Consider the following 20,574-nt stretch of genomic DNA (forward strand, 5'->3'; position numbering starts at 1 on the left):
ACTCAGCAGCATTTAATTTTAAAAGACTAAAAACCAGCATACTTTTGAAGTGTAAATTAAGGAACAAAGAAACAAAGTGGCAAAGGTTCAAGGTTTTGAATCTTAAATAAGTTAAAAAAAGAAACCTTTGCCACTTTGCCACTTTGTTCCTCTGAACCTTAAAAAAGAGTTTTAATCATCAACAAAAAAAACTTAGAATCTCAGAACCTTAGTAACTTAGAACCTTAAAAAAAAGAAATTATGACCAAAATTATTACAATAACTATCTTATTTATCTGCAGCTTAATGTCTGCTCAAAATGCAAAATTAACTGTGACTGTTTCAGGTTTAAAAAACGACACGGGAGTGGTTAAAGTAGGATTATACAATTCAGACGGAACATTTCTTAAAACAACTTACAAAAGTCTGGCTTCAGAAATTAAAAACAACAAAGCGGTTGTAACTTTCGATAATCTTCCAGCGGGAGAATATGCAATTTCTACTTATCATGATGAAAATAGCAATGGAAAGCTTGACAGAAACGCAATGGGAATTCCATCTGAAGAGTATGCAGCTTCAAACAACGCAAAAGGATTTATGGGACCTCCGTCATATCAAGATGCTAAATTTAATGTCAGCAAAGATTCAAAAGTTGAAATTGTATTCTAAATAGACAAATAACTAATCCATATAAACAAAACCATTAAATAACTTATAAAATGAAAAAAATCATCACTTTAGTAGCACTTTTTATAGTAGTAATAAGTTCAGCTCAAACACAATTTGAACAAGGAATGAACAAAGCTTTCGGACTTTGGAAAGAAGGAAAAAATGCTGAAGCTTCTGCATTATTTGAAAGAATTGCTGCAGCTGAAAAAAACAGTTATCTGCCAAATTATTATGTAGCTTTAATCAATGCAACAGCTGTTTTTACTGAAAAAGACAAAACAAAAATCGATTTGCTATTGACAAAAGCGCAAGATGCCTTAGATATTGAATTAATAAAAGACCAAGCCAATTCAGAATTGTATGTAATGCAAGCTTTAATTTATACCGGTTATGTGGTGGCAGACCCAATGACAAACGGAATGAAATATTCTGCTAAAGTGATGGAAGCTTACGCGAAAGCTAAAGCATTAGATCCAAATAATCCAAGAGCGGTTTTTGGCGAAGCAGATTATCAAATAGGAGGAGCAAAATGGACAGGCGTTGACACTAAACCTTTATGCGCGCAAGTTGATAAATCTATTGAACTTTTTAATACTTTTAAACCAGCAACGCCTTATTCTCCAAAATGGGGATTGGATAGAGCATTAGAAATTCAGAAAACTTGTAAATAATTCACTAGTTTATAAAATATGATGATATTAAAACCTAATTTGTTAAAAGCATGCTTAGTTGGAGGAATAGTATTTTTATTCTCTTTTCTAATTCGGTTTGCTTCTTTAGGAACTGCAGTTTTTACCAAGAATCTTTACATTTATTTCTTGTACTGCATGCTTTACAGTGTGGTTTTGTATATCGTAAACGTTGTTCTTTTTGATTTTTTAGATAGGGTTTTCAGAGAAAATCCATATTCCATAAAGAGAATATTCATTGGTTTTGTAAGTTCATTTTTAGTCTCGATGATTATAATTGGAGTATTGCGTTTGTTTACAAGCGTAATAATCGAGAATAAAACTATTATAGGTTTTCTTGCCAATGAAAAAGCAGAAAATTATATCGAATCTGCAGTAATGACCTTTATTGTGCTTTTGTTTTTTCATGGACTTAATTTTTATAAACTCTATCAGGAAAATAAAGTAACACAACAGAAAATTATTGCTGGAACGGCAAATGCCAAATTCGAAAGCTTAAAAAATCAGATCGATCCGCATTTTCTTTTTAACAGCTTGAATGTTCTTAGTTCTTTAATAGAAGAAAATCCAGATAATGCGCAGCGTTTTACAACCTCTCTTTCTAAAATTTACAGATATGTTTTAGAACAGAAAGACAAAGAATTGGTTTCGGTTGAAGACGAATTGTCATTTGCAAAAACCTATATGAATCTGCTGAAAATGCGTTTCGAGAATAGTTTGTTTTACGAACTGCCAACAGAAAACATTAATCCGGAAGCCAAAGTGGTGCCACTTTCTTTACAGCTTTTATTGGAGAATACCGTAAAGCACAATGTAGTAAGCGAGCAGAAACCACTTCATATTAGAATTTTTATTGATAAAGATTATCTGGCCATTCAGAATGATCTTCAAAAAAAAGAAGTCTTGCAGGACAGACAAGGTGTAGGACTGCAGAATATTGTAAACAGATACGGAATCATAACGGATAGAAAAGTGAAAATTGAGGAAGATGAAAAGAATTTCACCGTTAAAATTCCAATTTTAACCAAACAAATTACGGTTATGGAAATGAGTGCAGATTATACAGACGAAGCAAAAGCTTATTATAGAGCCAAAAAACGAGTAGAAGAACTAAAAGGATTTTATGGAAATATAATTTCATATTGTTGTGTGATTCCGTTCTTGATTTTTATTAATCTAAAATTTTCGCCAGGATTTCAATGGTTTTGGTTTTCTGCTTTAGGATGGGGATTTGGAGTTGCCATGCATGCTTTTAAAGTTTTTGGATATAGCTCTGATTGGGAAGAAAGAAAAATTCGTGAGATTTTAGAGAAAGATAACAGACAAAAGACGTGGAAATAATGGAAAAAGATTTCACAGAAGCAGACCGCTATTATGAAGCTCAGAAAAAGGTAAAAGAAATAAGAGGGTTTTACGAACATTTGACTGTTTATGTTTTGTGCAACCCAATAGCAATTGTGGTTAACTTAATGACTTGTCCAGAATACTTATGGTTTATATGGTCTGTTTTGGGTTGGGGGGTCGCAATTATTTTACACGGATTAAAAGTTTTTAGTCTGCCGCCTTTTTTCAATAAGAAATGGGAAGAGAAAAAAATCAGAGAAATTCTAGAAAAAGAAAACCAGCAACGTTTAGAAAATAGTCATGGAAAATTTGAATAACGATCAGGAAGAAGTAATGCTGCAAGAATTAGCCAGTAAAAAAGTAATTCAGCTGAAATCTTTTTACAAGCATTTGTTCTTTTACACCATTGTATTGATAGTTTTTCTTTTAAAGGAATACACCAATCTGCCATTGCAATTTTTTCCGATTAAATACATAAATTGGGTAATTGTAATTATTTGGACCGCTGTAATTGTAGGTTCTGCAATCGATTTGTTTGCTTCTTACAAGATTTTTGGACAAGAATGGGAAGAGCGAAAACTAAGAAGCATTTTAGAAAAAAAGTATAAAAAACAAAAATGGGAATAATTATGGAAAGGAATTTAAGCGACGAGGAAAAATATATCCAAGCCAAAAAGAAAGTTGAAAGCATTAAAGGGTTTTACGGAAATCTTCTAGCATACATTTTAGTAAACGCTATTTTAATCTTTATCAATTTATATACATCGCCTCAATACTTATGGTTTTTCTGGCCATTGTTATGGTGGGGAGTAGGAGTTGTTTTTCACGGACTAAAAGTTTTTGAGGTTTTTCCAGGAATGGGCAAGGAATGGGAAGAAAGAAAAATCAAAGAATTTATGGAGAAGGAAAAACAGAATAAAAACAAGTGGAAATAATTAAAACATAGTTATGGGACGTTTTAGAAGAGAAATGTACGAAGATTACGCAAGACAGCATTTTGGAGAATATACAGACGACGAAAATTATAATGCAGCTTATAGAAGAGTAAAAAGACTTAAAAGGTTTTACTCACATTTGAAAATTTTCCTTATTGTAAATATTATCATCATTGTATCAAGTTTGACTCGCGATAATTTTAACGAAGGAATGGATTTTAGTGGTTTAACAGAATGGCATACTTATTCGACTGCATTTTTCTGGGGAATTGGTCTATTAGCGCACGCGTTATCTGTTTTCGGGACTGATTGGTTTTTTGGATCAGATTGGGAAAAAAGAAAAATCCAGAAATACATGGAAAAAGATGCTGCAAATAAAAATAAATGGGAGTAACTTTGAATGTATATTTTTGCCTGTTTGGTGAAAGCAAGCAAATTTAATTTTAACACATAGAAACATAGATTTTTATTGCTTGTGTTTAAGAGTAAAAAAAGCAAGCTTTAACACATAGTTCTATGTGTAATATTCTAAGTGAAACGCCTGTAGTAGATTCCTATAAAACTATGTTTCTATGTGTTTAAAATAATTTTACTCAACGGATTAACATTTTTCACTTTTTTACAATATAGTAAATGATTACATTAATTATAGAAGACGAAAAACCAGCTGCAAGACTGTTGCAGAGAAAACTTGAAAAGCTAGACGTAACTGTAGAAACGATGCTTCATTCAGTTGAAGAATCGGTTCAATGGTTTGAAAATAATCCGCATCCCGATTTGATTTTTTTAGACATCCAATTGTCAGATGGTTTATCGTTTGAAATCTTTGAAAAAATAGACATTAAAAGCGCTATCATTTTTACAACGGCTTATGATGAATATGCATTAAAAGCTTTCAAATTGAACAGCATCGATTATCTCCTAAAGCCAATTGACGAAGATGATTTGGAAACTGCGGTTTCAAAATTCAAATCGCGTCTTCCGAAAGCAGCTACTGAATCTTCAAATCTTCAGCTTGATTTTGAGCAGATTCGCCAAATGTTATCTAATCCTTTTGAGAAAACATATAAAAAGAGATTTACAGTTAAAATAGGACAGCATTTAAAAGTAATTACAACTGAAGAAATTGAATGTTTTTTCAGTGAAAATAAAGGAACGTACATTCATACGTATGACAATCGTGACTATCTGATCGATTCGACTTTGGAGATTTTAGAACAAGAACTAGACAAAAAGGATTTCTTTCGCGTAAGCAGAAAATTTATTGTTCCGCTAAAAGCAATCAAAGAAATTCAAGTGTATACCAATTCACGATTAAAAGTGATTTTGCCAAGTTACAAAGATGATGAGGTAATTGTAAGCCGAGAAAAAGTGCAGGATTTTAAAGCTTGGTTGGGATAAAATTATATTTTTAAAAGTAAAAAATAAGCAGATTTTAATTCAGTAAAACCCCAGCGGGGTGCAAGATTTATAGAATTATAATAAAACAAAATAAAATAAGCTCCGGAGGAGCGGCATATATTAAGACTAAAAGAATATGTCGCTCCTCCGGAGCTTTTTATATTGTAAAGATTTATCTTTTTCTATAAATATTTCGCTTCTCTAAAGCTTATAAAAAAATCTATCCTTTTGAGACAGCCTTTTTTATGTTTTAATATGTTCCGTTTTATTTGCTCAAACGGTGTAATGTATATGTCATAGCACTTAAAAGGAAAAACGCCATAATTTGGTGAATTAATCCTAAAGCCAAAGGCACACTATATAATAAAGTGAAAACGCCAAGCAAGAACTGAATGAAAACAAAAACCACTAAAGTTTTGATTCCGTTTGCTTGAGTATGCGTAAGCGTATATTTTTTGCTTTTAAAGAAAAGGAAAAGAATAATTGCAACTACAACATAAGCAAAAGTTCTGTGTACAAACTGAACCCCGCTTTTTCCTTCAATTAAATTTTTTATTAAAGAAGACTGTTCAATAAAAACCGATTCGTGAATAAATTCTCCGTCACTCATTAAAGGCCAGTGATTGTGAATTAATCCTGCGTTTAAACCTGCCACAAATCCGCCGTAAATAATCTGGATTAGTAATGCGACTAAAGCATAACGCGCAATATTTCTTAAAGGTAAAATCTTATTGATATTTCTTTCAGGATAAATTAAATCTAGCGCAACCCAAAGCGTGTAAGCGAAAGTAATGAAAGCAAAAGTCAAGTGTAATGAAAGTCTAAAGTGGCTTACATCTGGATTGTCAATTAATCCGCTTCTTACCATAAACCAACCTAAGAATCCTTGGAAAGCTCCCATTGCCAAAAGAACGATGCATTTTTAATCGTTGGAGTATCTAATTTCTTTTTTGCTAAAAAGTAAACAAACGGCACAAAGAAAACCAAACCAATAATACGTCCGATGAAACGGTGAAACCATTCCCAGAAATAAATGAACTTATAATCGGCTAATTGAAAATCGTTGTGAATGTTGATTTTCTGATATTCAGGAAACTTCTTGTATTCGTCAAAAGCAGCCTGCCATTTGGCTTCTGTTAAAGGCGGAAAGGTGTCGGTTACCAAATGCCAGTCGGTCATAGATAAACCTGAATTGGTCAAACGCGTGATACCGCCTACAACGACCATTAAAAACAATAAAACACAGCCCGATAGTAACCAAATGATTACTGATTTATTCTCTTTTTTCATTTTATTAAATAATACTTATTTCTCAACTTTTTTTAAGCCTAGTTTGGCAGCTCTTTTAATCACAAAATCATAAGCTGCTTGGTATTCATTTGGAATATCGCCTTCAAGAATTGCTTCTTTTACCGCTTCTTTCAAAATTCCGATTTCGCGTGACGGTTTTAGATCGAATATTTCCATAATTTCTTCTCCAGTAATTGGCGGCTGAAAATTACGTACATGATCTCGTTCTTCTACTTCAACGATCTTCTTGCGAACGATTTCGAAATTTTTATGATATTTCTTGAATTTTGATGGATTTTTGGTTGTGATATCCGCCTCGCACAAAGTCATTAAATTTTCAACATCTTCTCCAGCGTCAAAAACCAAACGACGAACCGCACTGTCAGTCACAATATCCTGAGCCAAAACAATCGGGCGCGAACTCATAATAACCATTTTTTGAACAAATTTCATTTTGTGGTTCAAAGGCATGTGTAAACGTTCGAAGATTTTTTTTGCCATTTTTCCGCCCAAGAATTCATGTCCGTGAAAAGTCCATCCTTGTTTTTTTGTAAAACGTTTAGTTGGCGCTTTTCCGATATCGTGCAATAAAGCCGCCCAACGCAACCAAACATCATCTGTGTTTGGACAAATGTTATCTACAACTTCAAGCGTATGGTAAAAATTGTTTTTATGCGTATGACCTTCAATTTCTTCTACCTGATTTAAAGCGGTTAATTCAGGTAAGATTAAATCTAAAAGTCCAGTTTTGTATAAAAGTAAAAATCCTGTCGAAGGTTTATCTGTTAGAAGAATTTTGTTTAATTCATCTACAATTCTTTCGCCAGAAATAATTTTAATGCGTTCTGCATTTTTTGTGATGGCGTTCAATGAATTTTCTTCAATTTCGAAATTCAATTGAGTAGCAAAACGAATGGCACGCAACATTCGCAAAGGATCATCAGAATAGGTAATATCTGGATCCAATGGTGTTTTGATTGTTTTATTTTCTAAATCTGTTAATCCATTGAATGGATCTAAAAGATCTCCGAAATTAGTTGAATTCAATGATAAAGCCAATGCGTTGATTGTAAAATCACGACGATTTTGATCGTCTTGCAAAGTTCCGTTTTCCACAATCGGATTTCGGCTATCGCGAGTGTACGATTCTTTTCGGGCGCCAACAAATTCGATATCTGTATCTTCAAAACGAAGCATAGCAGTTCCGTAAGTTTTAAAAACCTGAACTTTTGGTTTGTTCGGAAGTAAATCGGAAACTTTAAGAGCCAATTCGATGCCGCTTCCAACAGCAACTACATCAATGTCTTTTTTAGAACCTCGTTTTAAAAGCAAATCACGAACAAATCCTCCTATCACATAAGAGTCAACATTTAATTCCTGAGAAGCTTTCGAAATGATATCGAAGATTTTGTTTTGTAAAGCAGTTTTATAGTTTGTTTGTATCGCCACGAATTCCATTTTTGAATAAAAATACATTTCAAATTTCGATCGAAATAAAATGCATGCAAATTTACAACATAGAAAATGCCTATTATAATCTAGAGCCCACTTTTTTGAACAATTTCACATTTTGTAGCGTCGATTTTTATGAATTGAGAAACGGTTGCCACGAATTTCACGAATTTCCACTAATTTTTCTTTCATGCAGGTCGTAATTTTTTTCTGCCATAGATTAAAAAGATTCACACAGATTTTTTAATCTTTTTAATCCTGTAATCTGTGGCAAAAAAAAATAATTCGTGGAAATTCGTGGCGAAAAAAATATACCACAATAAAACAAATCAATTATGATAATCTGTTTTTAGAAATTCAATTTGTATTTTTGAATCATAGAAAAAAGCACACATGAAAATTGTTATATCTCCTGCGAAATCATTGAATTTCGAAAAAGAATTACCAACATCTCAATATACAGAACCTTCATTCTTAAAAGAAGCACGAGTGGTTCATAAAGTAGTAAAAACAAAAAAGCCAGCTGAATTATCTGAACTAATGTCGATTTCAGACAAACTAGCCGACTTAAACTGGAAACGCAATCAGGATTGGAAAACGCCTTTTACGCCTGAAAATGCGCGACCAGCAGTTTATACTTTTGATGGGGACGTTTACACAGGTTTGGATGCTTATACCATTCCGTTAGAGAAATTGGATGTTTTGCAAGATAAATTGAGAATTTTATCTGGGCTTTACGGTCTTTTAAAACCACTTGATTTAATGCAGGCTTATCGTTTGGAAATGGGAACCAAAATGCCAGTTGGCGAATCTAAAAACCTTCATGAATTCTGGAAACCAACAGTAACTAAAGCCTTAAACAAAGAATTGAAAAAAGATGAATTGTTTGTGAATTTAGCAAGTAACGAATATTTTTCTGCTGTTGATGTAAAAGCTTTAAAAGTGCCTGTGATTACTCCAGATTTCAAAGATTACAAAGACGGAAAACTCAAAATGATCAGTTTCTTTGCCAAAAAGGCGAGAGGCATGATGGTGCGTTATATTATTGATACCAATGCAGAAACTATAGAGGACTTAAAAGGTTTTAATTACGAAGGATATCAGTTTGATGCGAATCTTTCTAAAGGAAATCACTTGGTTTTTACAAGATGATTTTTTAAAGTTGCTAAGATTCTAAGATACTAAGGTTTTAAGTTTTTTAGTAAAAGCTTGCAAACTGAAAACTGCCACTGAAAACTGCGACTAAAAAATAAACGCCGAATTCTAAAGGATGAATTCGGCGTTTCTGCGTATTATAAAATTATTATTATTAATGCATTGCGTCGGCTGCACTAATTTTGTTCTTCCCTTTTTTGATAAAGAGAATAATCGGTATGCAACATAAAAACATAATTCCTAGGTAAAGAAAAATATCCATATAAGCCATTACGGTGCTTTGCTTCATAACTGAAAGTTCTATTGCCTGATATGCTTTTTTCAAAGCAACATCCGCACTATATCCTTTTGCCATAAAGGCGTGCTGCATTCCTGCAATACGCTGCTGCACGTCAAATTTGGCAGGGTCTAGATTATTAATTAAATCTACTCTATGTGACTGGCTGAAACGGGTAATGAAAGTAGTAATAATAGCAATACCAAAAGATCCGCCTAATTGACGCATCATTCCGGTAAAAGCAGCTCCTTCACCAATTTGTTTTCCTTTTAATGTTGAAAGCGAAAGTGTTGTTATAGGAACGAAAAGCAATCCTAAACCAATTCCTCTCAAAATTAAAGGCCAGTACATATGCTCAACTCCGGTATCTGGTGTCATACGGCTATACATCATGAAAGTGAAGAAGAAGAAAATTAAAAATCCAACTCCAACCATGTATCCCTGCGGAACACCTTTCTGAATCATGTTACCTACAAATGGCATCATAAGCGCTGTGGTGATAGATCCTGGAATCAATAACAACCCCGCATCTGTAGCGGTCCATCCTAAAATTGATTGCGTGTAAATTGGGATAATTAAAGTAGAACCATATAATCCGAAACCAAGAATGAAACACATTACAGTTCCAATTCTAAGATTTCCATCTTTTAGAACACTAAGATTTACAATCGGATACTCGTATGTAAGCTCTCTCCAAATAAAAAGAACCAACCCTAAAACAGTAACAACACTTAAGGCTACAATTGTAGAGTCATTAAACCAGTCGTCTTGCTGTCCGTGTTCTAATACGAATTGTAAAGAACCAATAAAAGCACTCAGTAAAATGATTCCCCACCAGTCAACCTGATTGGCTTTTAATTTTTCTCCATATTTCGGACTTCTAACAAAAGTTAAAGCTAAAATCGTAGCAATAATTCCCAACGGAATATTGATATAGAAAATATAAGGCCAAGAATAATTATCTACTAAATATCCTCCCAATGGCGGGCCAAGAGTTGGACCAACAATTACTCCCATTCCGTAAATAGCCTGCGCCATTCCACGTTTTGCTACGGGATAACTTTCTGTAATAATCGTTTGGGCTGTTACAAGTAATGCTCCACCGCCCATACCTTGTACGAAACGGAAAGCGACTAGTTCCCAAATATTGGTGGCATTACCACACAAAAAAGAACAGACTGTAAATATTATAATGGAAGCCACAAAATAATTACGTCTTCCAAATTGCTGCGATAGCCAGCTCGTCATCGGAATTACAATAACATTCGCAATTGCGTATGCTGTAATTACCCATGCCACATCGGTCAAGGTAGCACCAAGACTTCCGCGCATGTCTGTAAGCGCTACGTTTACAATCGTTGTATCTACAATTTCCAACAGTGCACAAAGTACTGCTGTAATCGTAATGATAACACGTCTGAAACCGTATTCTACTAAATCGTCGTCTTGTACTGCTGTTGCCATTTATTTTATTTCAAATGTACATCTACGTCAACGTTCATACCTGGTCTTAAAAGTTTTACTTTTTCAGGATCGTTAGATTCGTCTATGGTAATTTTTACTGGTAATCTTTGAATTGTTTTTACGAAGTTTCCTGTTGCATTATCAGGAGGCAATAATGAAAAACGAGATCCTGTTGCAGGAGAGAAAGAAGATACAGTTCCTTTAAACTCATAGTTTGGATAAGCATCTACTTTTAAGCTTACTTTTTGGCCCACAACCATTTTGTTCAATTGTGTTTCTTTGAAGTTAGCTACAACCCAAGCCTCATTATTGTTAATAATGTAGAATAAAGATTGTCCTGGCTGAACCAATTGTCCTGGCTGAATGTCAACTTTAGAAACTTGACCATCAATTGCAGCTGTTACTACAGTATAAGAAAGGTTTAAATGAGCCACATCAAGCATTGTTTTTGCTTTTTTGATGTTTGCTGCTGCAACTTCTGTTTGTTTGTCAGAAACTTTAGATTTTGACTGAATAACCGATTTTTGGTAAGAACTAGCTCTTTGTTGTTGTTCTAAAACACGCACCTGGTTTTCAGCTTCTTCTTTTGCAGTTAACGCTTGTTCATATTGCTGTTTTGTAATTGTATGTGTTTTGTACAAATTATTGTAACGGTTATAATCGTTTGTAAGCTGTCTCAATCTAATTTTGGCACTTTCAATAGAACCTGTTGCAGATCTCATTTGAGCATCAGAAACTGAGATGCTTGCATTTGCACTTCCGATATCTGCTTTTGCAGCTTCGTATTGTCCTTCTGCGGCTAACAATGCAGCATTAGCTTCGTCAATCTTTAATTGATAATCTCTCTTGTCGATTGTAAATAAAGTATCTCCTTTTTTTACATAATCATTATCTTTCACATAAACTTTGCTGATATATCCTGAAACTCTTGGGATAATCGGGTTCATTCTTTTCTCAATCTGAGCATCATCTGTTTCTTCGTGAGCTTGTCCGTGTAGGTATTTAGATATTCCGTAAGTTCCGCCTCCTAAAATCAGAACTGCAAGTATGATGATGAATTTTTTATTTGTTTTTTTCTTTTCCATGAGAGCTATCGATTATATTTTAGAAAGATTGAATGATTGTGATAATTGTCCTGATACTGAAAGTAATTCGTAATATTTTTGAATAATGGTTGCTTTTGCTACAGCAGTGTTAATTTTGGCGCTTAATTGTTCAACATCGGCTTCAACCAAATCATTGGTGTCAGCAAGACCGTTGTCAAATTTATCTTTAACCAATCTGTAGTTTTCGGCTGCTTGCTGAAGCGCTTCGTCATACACCACACTTTGGTTGATTGCTAAGTCATAATCTTCAATAGATTTCTGAACTTCAACTTTAATGCGGTCTGTCATGATTGCTTCAGTATTTTTTACTTCAAGAGCTTTGCTTTCGGCTTCTTTTACGTGTGCATTGTTTTTTAAGATTCCAGATAAATCATAAGATAAACCTAAACCGAAATTCATTGCATATTTTACAGTAATGATGTCTTTAAGATCCAAAGCAGTATAACCTCCAAGTAATGAAAGCGTTGGGTAATATCCAGCTTTAGCAATCTTAACATTTGCTTCAGAAGCTTTTTGCTGTAAACGGATAGCTTCAAGATCTTTTCTGTTTTCAAGAGCCAATGCATCTGTTGAAGGCGCGCCTGTTGTTTTTAAATTGAAAAAATCATCCTCATTTACCTGTATTTTCACAGATGGGTCTAATTTAAGCAATGTTGTCAGATAGAAATTGATGTTATTGATATTATTATTAGCTTCATCAATAGATAATTGTGTTTTTGAAACCAATAATTGCGCTTTCAATAAATCGTTTCTCGGAATAATTCCGTTTTTCTCTAATTCGATAAAATCAGTAACACGCTGCTTGGCGCTTTTTTGATTTTCGTTTAGAGCGTCTAAAGTTTTTTGTGCTTTGTATAAAGCTGTATAGTAAGTGATTACCTTTAATGCTACATCTTCTTTTGTCTTTGCAGCATTTGCAGTTTCAGCTTCATACATGCTATCATAAGCATCAATGCTGCTTTGGATTTTAAATCCAGCAAATATTGGCAAACTTAAGTTAGCCATTCCAATCATGGCACGGTCTGGAGATGCTAAAGAAGCACTTTGACCCTGATTTGGCAAATCAATAGAAGCTTTTGTAAGACGCTGGTATTGGCCAGAAATTTTTAAATCAGGATATTGGTTATTCTTAACCGTCTGTAATTCGTATTTTTTAGTGTTTACCTTGGTATTGGCAAGCGTAACTTCGTCACTCTTTTCCCAAGCCATTTTCACGGCTTCGCCTAAGGTTAAACTTGTTTTTTCTTGTGCATCTACTGAAGATATTCCGATAAAGAAAACTCCAAAGAGCATTAATTGACTAATTTTCATAAACAAGTAGCGCTTTTATAGTTTGTTGAATGTGCTTTGTAAGATCGTTTTTAATGTAATTGTTAAACATTTCTTCGGTTTTTAAATCAAATATTTCTTCGAAGAAAGAGCGATTCATGTGAAAGTGAAAAAAGGTTCCAATAATGGTTGGAGTGATGAGCTGGATATTGACATCTTTTCTAAAAACTCCTTGGGCTTGACCTTGTTTAATAATGCTTTCAACTGATTTTAAATTTCCTTTTTTAAGTTCAGTAAAAGCTTGAAGGCTTTTTTCTCTCTTTTTATTGTAAAGTTCAAAATGTAAAACCCTGTAAATCCCTTTGTTAAGGCAAATTCTGTTGATGTAAATTTCGATTAATTTATTGACTTTTTCAAGAGGTTCTATGTCTTCTTGCAATAAGTTTTCAAGCTGTAATTTTAAATCAACGGTTTTGTGGAAAATAAGAGCTTCCAGCAGTCTTTCTTTTGACCCAAAATAATAAGAGACCATGGCAATGTTAATTTTGGCCTCTTTGGAGATATCCCGTATCGATGTACCCTCAAATCCTTTCTCAGAAAAAAGCCTTTCTGCAACATTAAGAATCTGAATTTTTTTATCGTTCAATTCGATGTGTGACATGGTATTGTTTCTAATCGGATGCAAAATTAAACACTTGTTTAATTTAAACGCTTGTTTAATTTTATTTTAACACAATATTAACATAAAGCGTTTTCGATAATTTATGTTAAATCGTGCTTTAATTACTTAAAATAAAAAAGCCTGAAAACTGTATTTTTCAGGCTTTTTCACAATCTTGTCATTTCGACGAAGGAGAAATCTCCACAAGTAGCTCCGTAAAGTGAAATCCAATCTTTGTCGATTTTGCAACGAAGATTTCTCCTTCGTCGAAATGACAAACTAAACGGATATTATATTTTTAATCAGATTTGTTTATCGAATCCCTCCAACAAATTCTTTAATTTTTCCGCTACCTTTTTCACTTAAATGTTTAATGAAAGCACTTCCGATAATAGCTCCTTTTGCATATTTAGTAGCTTGATTAAAAGTTTCTTTATTCGAAATTCCGAAACCAACAATTTGAGGATTTTTTAAATTCAGATTAGCGATTCTTTCAAAATAACTTTCTTGTACATCACCAAATCCAGATTGAGATCCTGTAACGCTTGCAGAACTTACCATGTAAATAAATCCGTTTGAAACGCTGTCGATAAAACGAATGCGTTCGTCTGAAGTTTGAGGTGTAATCAAGAAAACATTGATCAAACCATATTTTTCGAAAATTGCTTTGTATTCATCTGCATAAACATCAACTGGAAGATCTGGAATAATTAAACCGTCAATTCCGATTTCAGCACATTTCTGGCAAAAAGCTTCAACTCCGTATTGCAGCATCGGATTAAAATACCCCATAATAATCAACGGAATTTTTACGCTTTCGCGGATATTCTTCAGCTGATCAAAAAGAATTTGAGTTGTCATTCCGTTATGAAGCGCCTGTGTTGAACTCGCCTGAATTGTCGGTCCGTCTGCCAAAGGATCACTGAAAGGAAGCCCGATTTCGATTAAATCGACTCCGTTTTTTTCTAAATCCTGAATAATCTGCACAGTATCATTTAAGTTCGGATATCCCGCAGAAAAATAAATAGAAAGGATCTTTTTATCTTCTTGTAATTTTTGAGTTATTCTGTTCATTTTTAATATTTTTTATCCTAACAGGTTTCAAAAACCTGTTAGGTATGTTTATATTTTGCTTTAGCCAAAGATTAAAAGTTTAAATCTGCGTGAAAAAAATCTTTGAGAATCTGTGTAATCTGTGGCATATTTTTTAAAACTTTAAAATCTTACTTATCCAATTATCATTTTGTTTTTCAACTAATAATAAACCAGAATCTGAGTCATTCATTTGAGCAACTAATTCGCCTTTAGTATTCCAAAAAGCACTTTGACCTGCTGAAGGCGAACCCCAAGATTCTCCGCTGAAATTGGACATCAAAACATTCATTTGATGTTTTTCAGCGTAATTTTGCAAATCTCTATACGCATTCGGAATTCCGTTTGGCGAAAAGAAAATGCTTGCGATATAGATATCTGCATTATTTTTTGAAGCATTTTCAGGATGTTTCGGGTTATCAATATCAGCACAAATAGCAAATGCAATATTTTGATCTTCAATCGTAACCATCGGATTGTTGTCAAATGAAGATTGGAAAAATTCATCTTCGCCTTCATGCAAAAACTGCTTTGTATAAATAGAAACCGAATCGTTGGGAGCAATAATAAATTGACCAATAAACAATTTATTTTCAATTAAAATCGGAGCTCCAGCAATAATGACAATATTATTGTCGGTTGCCAGATCTTTCAGATGATCTATCCTGTAATCATCTTCGGCAAAAGCCAATTCCATCGCATTTTCCCTTTCATATCCTGTAATTGACATTTCAGGAAAAGCAATTAGCTGAGCTCCATTTTGAGCTGCCAATTCAATAAGCTGATAATGATTTAATAAATTTGAAGCAATGTTTCCGCGCTTTGGTTTTGTCTGTGCCGCTGCTAAAATCATTTTTTAATTATTTATTTTCCGTATAAACCCAAGCAATTGTTCCAGATTTCAGTTTAACCTGAACTCTTCTATATGAATTAGATTCAAATAAATCGACTTTTGCTAAATCCGCATTAGAAACATTAAAAACTACACCATGAATATTTTCTTCGGTGTTTTCACTTGGTATTGCAACCACATAATCTGCCATTCCAAATTCTTCTTCAATCTGTAAGCTTTTTAGTTTATAACCCAAGAGCTGATCTGGAGTTCCAACTAATACTTTTTTAAAAATCTGCATTTGAATTTGTTTCGATCTTAATGTTCCGTATGAGAATAACTTTTCCATAATTATATTTTTCTCGTTAATAGTTGCGATTAGAGATGTGCAAATTAATACTTTTATTACAATTTAAAGTACTCAATATAATTATCTAAATCTTTGTCGCCACGTCCAGAAAGACTAATTACAACAATATCACTTGGTTTAAATTTTTTCTGATCTAAAACTGCAAATGCGTGCGCACTTTCAATCGCTGGAATAATTCCCTCCAATTTTGTAAGCTGTAAACCTGCATTCATAGCATCATCATCGGTTACAGAGAAAAATTCGCCGCGTCCTGTTTGTGCCAGATGTGCGTGTAATGGCCCAACTCCTGGATAATCTAAACCTGCTGAAATAGAATAGGGTTCTGTAATTTGACCGTCAGGAGTTTGCATTAAAAGCGTTTTACAGCCATGGATAACACCAACTTTTCCTAATTTGCTTGTTGCGGCGCTATGACCGCTGTCAACGCCTTTTCCAGCGGCCTCAACTGCAATAATTCCAACCTCTGGCTCGTGCAAAAAGTGATAGTAAGTTCCTGCGGCATTACTTCCTCCGCCAATACAAGCAACTACATAATCAGGATTTTCGCGTCCTTCTTTTTCTTTCAATTGCCATTTGATTTCTTCTGAAATAATGCTTTGAAAACGCGTCACCATGTCTGGATAAGGATGCGGACCAATTGCAGATCCGATAATATAATGTGTATCTACAGGATTATTGATCCAGTCGCGGATCGCCTCGTTCGTGGCATCTTTTAAAGTTCTTGAACCTGAAAGTGCTGGACGAACTTCTGCGCCTAACATTTTCATACGCGCAACGTTTGGTGCCTGACGGGCAATGTCGATTTCACCCATGTAAACAATGCATTCAATTCCCATTAATGCGCAAACCGTTGCAGTTGCCACACCGTGCTGTCCAGCTCCAGTTTCGGCAATAATTCTTTTTTTGCCTAGACGTTTTGCCAATAAAATCTGACCAATCGTATTATTTACTTTGTGTGCACCGGTATGGTTTAAGTCTTCTCTTTTTAGATAAACTTTGGTATTGTATTTTTCAGATAAACGTTTTGCAAAATACAACGGACTAGGACGCCCAACGTAATCTTTCAGCAATTGATTGAACTCTGCTTTAAAATCAGGTTCATCCATTATACTTAAATACTTTTGGCGTAATTCTTCTACATTCGGATATAACATTTCAGGAATATAGGCTCCTCCAAATTCTCCGTAATATCCTTTTTCGTTGACGTTAAAACTCATTTTTTTAAAGTTTAAATGTTTACAATTTCAAATTTGCGTTTGAAATTACTTAATAGATTTTTATTTTTTAGCCCTGGTTCGATTTCAAATTTGCTGTTTACGTCTACCGCATAAATTGGCAATTTGGTTTTTGAAATTTCTTCAATGGCTTTTAATTCGTTCATTCCGATGCCTCCGCTTAAAAAGAAAGGCTTTTTCGAATTATATTTTTTTAAGATGCTCCAGTCGAAAGTTGTTCCATTTCCGCCAGGCAATTTTCCTTTTGTGTCAAACAAAAATAATCGCAGACATTTTCAAAAGGCTTAATGATTTCGAAATCAAAATTTTCATCTGCAGAAAATACTTTTATGATTTCAATTTTCTTTGGCAATTGATTTTTTAATTCTGATAAAAATTCAACGGATTCGTGTCCGTGAAGCTGAACCGCTTGTAAATTGTATTTTGCAACTTTCTCCAAAATTTCTTCTTGGCTTTGATCGACAAAAACGCCCACTTTTTTAATCGTTTTTATTAATTCGGGAACATTCCCGTTACAATATCTAGCGGACTTTTCCCAGAAAATAAACCCCATATAATCGGGTAGGAGCGATCCTACTTCGAGAATGTTTTCGGGATATTTCATGCCACATATTTTGAGTTTCATTTCGTTGTGTTTTTTACCGCAAAGTGCGCTAAGTTTTTTTCTATTATATTGTGCTTTGAATGCGAAAAAGTTCGCAAAGTTTTTCCGCCACGAATTCACGAATGATGGTAAATTAAATTCGTGAATTCGTGGCTATTTTTTAAACGCCCAGATTTTTAATAAAATCCGTTGCGGCTTGTCCTGCGTTATCGGTTTTCATGAAGTTTTCTCCAATCAGGAAACCTTTGTAGCCGTAAGGTTTAAGTTCTTGGATGGCTTCAATTGATGAAATGCCGCTTTCAGAAACTTTTACAAAGTCGTTCGGGATTTGTGAAGCTAATTCTTTACTGAAATCTAAACTTACTTCAAATGTTTTTAGGTTTCTATTGTTTACACCAATCATGTCTAAACTTGGCATAATTGATTTTTCCAATTCTTCTAGATTGTGAACTTCCAGTAAAACTTCTAAACCTAAATTTTTAGCGAATTCAGATAAAGATTTAATTTCTTTGCTGGTTAAAACTGCCGCGATTAATAAAATTAAATCGGCGCCATGTGCTTTTGCTTCTAAAATCTGGTATTCATCTACAATAAATTCTTTTCGCAATAGCGGAATATTTACTGATGCTCTTGCTAAAAGTAAATCGTCAAGAGAACCACCGAAATATTTTCCGTCGGTTAAAACTGAAATGCCACAAGCACCAGCATTTTCGTAACCTTTTACTACTTCTTCAACAGTAAAATTATTGTTGATGATTGATTTTGAAGGAGAACGGCGTTTGTGTTCAGCAATAATTCCAGAATTACTTTCTTTCAATTTCTGACTAAGAGAAATAGTCTGTTTTCCAAAAAATACAGAAGCTTCCAATTGAGAAACCGGAATAATCGATTTCTTTAGAACAACTTCTCGTTTTTTGTCTATTATTATTTTATCTAAAATGTTCATGTTGTGTTGTTTCACGTTTCACGTTTCATGTTTCAAGTTGTAGAACGTTCAAAACAACCTGAAACTGTCCCGATAGCTATCGGGATGAAACAAAATTTTATTTACTTAATTCTTGTAATTTTTTTAATGCCTGATGTCCTTTTCCTGACAATAGACTTTCTTTTGCTAATTCAAAACCTTCTTTTGGAGAACATTTTGTAACTGTTGCAATTGCCATTGCAGCATTGGCACAAACCACATTATTCTGTGCCTCAGTCCCTTTTCCTGAAATAATGTTGGTAAAGATTTCTGCTGATTCTTCGATAGTTTTTCCACCTTCAATTTCAGTTTGAGATAAAAGATGAACCCCAAAATCTTCTGGATTCAACATTCCTTCCATATGGTTAGAAATTGTTTTTGTCGGCCCTGTTAAGGAAATTTCATCATATCCGTCAAGCGAATGCAGGATGGTAAAATTCACATCGGTATTTTGATATAGATAAGCGTACATTCTAGCTAATTCTAAATTGAAAACGCCAACCAATTGATTCTGTGGAAACGATGGGTTTACCATTGGTCCCAACATATTAAAGAAGGTTTTTACAGCCAGTTCTTTTCTGATCGGACCAACATTTTTCATCGCTGGGTGAAATAGGGGAGCATGTAAAACGCAAACTCCAGCTTTGTCAATACATTTCTCTAAAAATTCAGGATCGTTGCTGAATTTAATTCCCATTTTTTCCATCACGTTGCTTGACCCAGAAATAGAAGAAACGCCGTAATTTCCATGTTTTGCAATCTTTATTCCAGCTCCAGCTGATACAAAAGAAGCTAAAGTTGAAATATTGAAAGTGTCTTTTCCGTCACCACCTGTTCCGCATAAATCGATGGTATTATAGGCTGATAAATCAACACGAATGCATAAATCTAGTAAAGCTTCGCGAAATCCCGAAAGTTCTTCGATTGTAATGCTTCGCATCATAAAAACAGTCAAAAAAGCCGAAATCTGACTTGGATTATATTGACCGCTTGAAATATTAATCAATACGTTTTTTGCTTCTTCTTTAGAAAGCACTTCGTGGTTGATTAATTTGTTTAATATAGTTTTCATTGTTTTTTAAGATTCTAAGTTGCTGAGATGCTAAGGTTCTGAGTTTTTAATGTGACTGCAAACTGTGACTGAACACTGAATACTAACTGTTAATCCAATTCTCTAAAATCCTTTTTCCGTTTGGTGTTAAAACGCTTTCTGGGTGAAACTGAACGCCTCTTACATCATAATTTTTATGACGCAAAGACATGATTTGTCCGTTTTCGTCTACCGAAGTCGCTTCTAAATCTTCAGGTAAATTATTGTCTACAACCCAAGAGTGGTATCTTCCTACTTCAAATTCGTTTCCTAAACCTTCAAATAAAATTTCGTCGTCTACTAAAGTTTTTACATTTGTTGCAACGCCGTGATACACTTTATTAAGATTTGAAAGTGTTCCGCCAAAAACTTCTCCAATAGCCTGCTGTCCTAAACAAACGCCAAGAATACTTTTCGTCGGACTGTATTTTTCGATAACTGCTTTTAATAAACCGGCTTCGTCTGGAATTCCAGGCCCTGGAGAAAGTAAAATTTTCTCAAAAGATGCAATTTCATCAATATCAAATTCGTCGTTTCTGTAAACGGTAACTTCGCAATTTAAATCTTCTAAATAGTGCACTAAATTGTAAGTGAAACTATCGTAATTGTCTATAACTAAAATCTTTTTCATTTTTTTTTAAGTTGCTAAGTTGCTAAGGTTCTGAGTAACTAAGTTTTTTGCTGAAAACTGATACT

General features: G+C 34.0%; 21 protein-coding genes and 2 pseudogenes. 9 read left to right on the plus strand and 14 right to left on the minus strand.

Annotated elements, in window-relative coordinates; all coding sequences use genetic code 11:
* Positions 1-240 precede the first annotated feature (240 nt).
* The 8 genes from BB050_RS13090 to BB050_RS13125 all read left to right on the plus strand — a co-directional run bounded on the left by BB050_RS13090 (position 241) and on the right by BB050_RS13125 (position 5,017).
* Positions 241-648 carry a DUF2141 domain-containing protein gene (locus tag BB050_RS13090; RefSeq protein ID WP_206352853.1) on the plus strand — a complete coding sequence of 136 codons (408 nt, stop codon included), beginning with the start codon at positions 241-243 and terminating at the stop codon, positions 646-648.
* 50 nt (positions 649-698) lie between these two features.
* Positions 699-1,319, plus strand: a complete 621-nt coding sequence (locus BB050_RS13095) for a hypothetical protein (RefSeq protein ID WP_066033839.1) — start codon at positions 699-701, stop codon at positions 1,317-1,319.
* Between the two features lie 21 nt (positions 1,320-1,340).
* Entirely contained in the window at positions 1,341-2,678 is a 1,338-nt protein-coding gene (locus tag BB050_RS13100; protein WP_066035162.1) for a 2TM domain-containing protein, read from the plus strand.
* Positions 2,678-2,998, plus strand: a complete 321-nt coding sequence (locus BB050_RS13105) for a 2TM domain-containing protein (protein ID WP_066033840.1) — start codon at positions 2,678-2,680, stop codon at positions 2,996-2,998. Before BB050_RS13100 ends, BB050_RS13105 begins: the two co-directional genes overlap by 1 nt.
* Complete coding sequence (locus BB050_RS13110; RefSeq protein WP_008468220.1) at positions 2,982-3,308, plus strand: 2TM domain-containing protein; 327 nt, start codon at positions 2,982-2,984, stop codon at positions 3,306-3,308. Before BB050_RS13105 ends, BB050_RS13110 begins: the two co-directional genes overlap by 17 nt.
* Positions 3,299-3,616 carry a 2TM domain-containing protein gene (locus BB050_RS13115; RefSeq protein WP_008468222.1) on the plus strand — a complete coding sequence of 106 codons (318 nt, stop codon included), beginning with the start codon at positions 3,299-3,301 and terminating at the stop codon, positions 3,614-3,616. Before BB050_RS13110 ends, BB050_RS13115 begins: the two co-directional genes overlap by 10 nt.
* 13 nt (positions 3,617-3,629) lie before the next feature.
* Positions 3,630-4,010, plus strand: a complete 381-nt coding sequence (locus BB050_RS13120; protein WP_008468224.1) for a 2TM domain-containing protein — start codon at positions 3,630-3,632, stop codon at positions 4,008-4,010.
* Between the two features lie 239 nt (positions 4,011-4,249).
* On the plus strand, positions 4,250-5,017 hold the full coding sequence (locus BB050_RS13125; protein ID WP_008468226.1) for a LytR/AlgR family response regulator transcription factor: 768 nt from the start codon (positions 4,250-4,252) through the stop codon (positions 5,015-5,017).
* Positions 5,018-5,282: 265 nt separating this feature from the next.
* Here BB050_RS13125 and BB050_RS13130 read toward each other — a convergent pair.
* Both BB050_RS13130 and BB050_RS13135 read right to left on the minus strand, forming a co-directional pair.
* Positions 5,283-6,307 (minus strand): annotated as a pseudogene (locus BB050_RS13130) (COX15/CtaA family protein).
* Between the two features lie 15 nt (positions 6,308-6,322).
* A complete protein-coding gene (locus tag BB050_RS13135; RefSeq protein ID WP_066035163.1) occupies positions 6,323-7,765 on the minus strand; it encodes a CCA tRNA nucleotidyltransferase in 1,443 nt (480 codons plus the stop codon).
* A gap of 387 nt (positions 7,766-8,152) precedes the next feature.
* On the opposite strand from BB050_RS13135, the gene yaaA reads away from it, so the two are divergent.
* Positions 8,153-8,911, plus strand: coding sequence for a peroxide stress protein YaaA (gene yaaA / locus BB050_RS13140; RefSeq protein ID WP_066033841.1), 759 nt, complete (start codon positions 8,153-8,155; stop codon positions 8,909-8,911).
* Positions 8,912-9,068: 157 nt separating this feature from the next.
* Here yaaA and BB050_RS13145 read toward each other — a convergent pair whose 3' ends face one another.
* The 12 genes and pseudogenes from BB050_RS13145 to BB050_RS13200 form a co-directional block, all read right to left on the minus strand.
* Positions 9,069-10,655, minus strand: coding sequence for an MDR family MFS transporter (locus tag BB050_RS13145; RefSeq protein WP_008468230.1), 1,587 nt, complete (start codon positions 10,653-10,655; stop codon positions 9,069-9,071).
* A gap of 5 nt (positions 10,656-10,660) precedes the next feature.
* Entirely contained in the window at positions 10,661-11,740 is a 1,080-nt protein-coding gene (locus BB050_RS13150; RefSeq protein WP_008468231.1) for an HlyD family secretion protein, read from the minus strand.
* Positions 11,741-11,752: 12 nt separating this feature from the next.
* Positions 11,753-13,072 carry a TolC family protein gene (locus BB050_RS13155; protein WP_066033842.1) on the minus strand — a complete coding sequence of 440 codons (1,320 nt, stop codon included), beginning with the start codon at positions 13,070-13,072 and terminating at the stop codon, positions 11,753-11,755.
* Entirely contained in the window at positions 13,062-13,691 is a 630-nt protein-coding gene (locus tag BB050_RS13160; protein ID WP_066033843.1) for a TetR/AcrR family transcriptional regulator, read from the minus strand. Before BB050_RS13160 ends, BB050_RS13155 begins: the two co-directional genes overlap by 11 nt.
* A gap of 312 nt (positions 13,692-14,003) precedes the next feature.
* On the minus strand, positions 14,004-14,765 hold the full coding sequence (gene trpA, locus BB050_RS13165; protein ID WP_066033844.1) for a tryptophan synthase subunit alpha: 762 nt from the start codon (positions 14,763-14,765) through the stop codon (positions 14,004-14,006).
* Positions 14,766-14,898: 133 nt separating this feature from the next.
* Positions 14,899-15,636 carry a carbon-nitrogen hydrolase family protein gene (locus BB050_RS13170; protein WP_066033845.1) on the minus strand — a complete coding sequence of 246 codons (738 nt, stop codon included), beginning with the start codon at positions 15,634-15,636 and terminating at the stop codon, positions 14,899-14,901.
* 7 nt (positions 15,637-15,643) lie between these two features.
* Positions 15,644-15,964, minus strand: coding sequence for a gamma-glutamylcyclotransferase family protein (locus BB050_RS13175; protein ID WP_008468243.1), 321 nt, complete (start codon positions 15,962-15,964; stop codon positions 15,644-15,646).
* A 56-nt stretch (positions 15,965-16,020) separates the two neighbouring features.
* Entirely contained in the window at positions 16,021-17,202 is a 1,182-nt protein-coding gene (gene trpB, locus BB050_RS13180; protein WP_066033846.1) for a tryptophan synthase subunit beta, read from the minus strand.
* Positions 17,203-17,213: 11 nt separating this feature from the next.
* Positions 17,214-17,845, minus strand: a pseudogene (locus BB050_RS13185) (phosphoribosylanthranilate isomerase).
* Between the two features lie 139 nt (positions 17,846-17,984).
* Positions 17,985-18,770, minus strand: coding sequence for an indole-3-glycerol phosphate synthase TrpC (trpC, locus tag BB050_RS13190; RefSeq protein ID WP_066033847.1), 786 nt, complete (start codon positions 18,768-18,770; stop codon positions 17,985-17,987).
* A gap of 97 nt (positions 18,771-18,867) precedes the next feature.
* Positions 18,868-19,860 carry an anthranilate phosphoribosyltransferase gene (trpD, locus tag BB050_RS13195; RefSeq protein ID WP_066033848.1) on the minus strand — a complete coding sequence of 331 codons (993 nt, stop codon included), beginning with the start codon at positions 19,858-19,860 and terminating at the stop codon, positions 18,868-18,870.
* Positions 19,861-19,942: 82 nt separating this feature from the next.
* Complete coding sequence (locus BB050_RS13200; protein ID WP_066033849.1) at positions 19,943-20,509, minus strand: anthranilate synthase component II; 567 nt, start codon at positions 20,507-20,509, stop codon at positions 19,943-19,945.
* Between the last annotated feature and the right edge of the window lie 65 nt (positions 20,510-20,574).

Source organism: Flavobacterium anhuiense (assembly GCF_001705175.1).
GTDB classification, from domain to species: Bacteria; Bacteroidota; Bacteroidia; order Flavobacteriales; family Flavobacteriaceae; genus Flavobacterium; species Flavobacterium anhuiense.